Here is a 1,246-nt window from a genome sequence, read left to right as displayed (position 1 = left end):
ATTGTCTTCCTTGTTCTGTCTGCGTATTTTGTATGAAAGAGACATTTTGTTTAATAGTAGTTGCATCTTTTTCTACAGTAGCAACACGCTTATCGAATCCACTTTGATTATTCTCTACTTTTGTTATTGTTTCTTTGATACCATCTACGCTTTTCGTAATTTCATTGGTTTTCTTAGTGAATTCATCTGTTGTTACCTGCTCTTCAGGCGGTGACGTCCAATCCTGCGGCTTATTCCCTTTATACAAGGCAACCCATTCCACAATAGATTTCGTAGCACTACTCGGATAGTTATATAAGCTTAACTTTCGTTCATTTCCACTTGTAGCCGCAACAGCTTTGAAGGTTACATAAGTAATTCCATTCGTGTAAACACTTGTTGCATATCCAACATTACTAGACCCACCATTCATCCATATACCAAACTTTTGACCTGCAGGTACAATTCCTTTCATTACAAAGGTGTATTCTTCACCTGCAAAGAAATTTTCAGTAAGAGAATATTGATTGATTAGATAGTCTGTTTTTTCATATTTAACATTTGATTTTAATAAAAGGTTTCGTCCACCAGCTTTATCGCTATTAACCTTTGTTTCTACACTTGTTAACTTCTCACTGATTTTCCCAGCTTCTTCTTTAATATCAGTTGTTGTTTTCTTAAGCTCACTTGTTGTTTGCTGCACATCAGAAATAGTCTTCTTTGTACCTTCTACAGTTTGTTCGACTTTATTTAATGTATTGCTGATATCATTATCTTTTTTTGTTAACGATTCAATAGAAGTTTTAAAGCCATTAGAATCCTGTTCAAATTTAGTTACTTTTTTATCGATTTCACCTTGTTTATTTTCGATATTAGAAATTGTACGACTGACACCTTGTAAATCTTCCTGTACTTCATTGAATTGTACTGTAGCTTGATTCTGTGCTTCTTGTACCTTTTTGTTTAATTCTGCTTTTGTGGACTCAATATTTTTATTAGCCTGTTCAAGTGTTTCTTTCTTAACTGATTCAACATCTGGTACAACCGATTCCCAAACTGTACCTGTCCATATTTTTAAAATGCCGGGCTTTCCATTACTCATATCACACCATAGCGTTTTATTAGGTTTAAGCCCTGTTGTTGGTGGATTCTTAGCTTCTATGATTTCAACAGTATTGTTTTTAATATTCTCTTGTACCTTTTCTGCAAGTGTTTTCGCTGCTTCTGATTCTTTCTTAGCGCTACTTGCTGTTTCATTCGCTTCTTT

General features: G+C 34.3%; 1 pseudogene. It reads right to left on the bottom strand.

Features of this window, described 5'->3' with window-relative positions:
• Positions 1 to 1,246 (bottom strand): annotated as a pseudogene (locus tag ACODS7_RS32110) (phage tail spike protein); the annotation flags it as partial.

The sequence above is a fragment of the Bacillus sp. FG16 genome, assembly GCF_057809515.1.
Note: the sequence above shows the minus strand (reverse complement) of the source record. Positions and strands in the feature narration are given on the sequence as shown.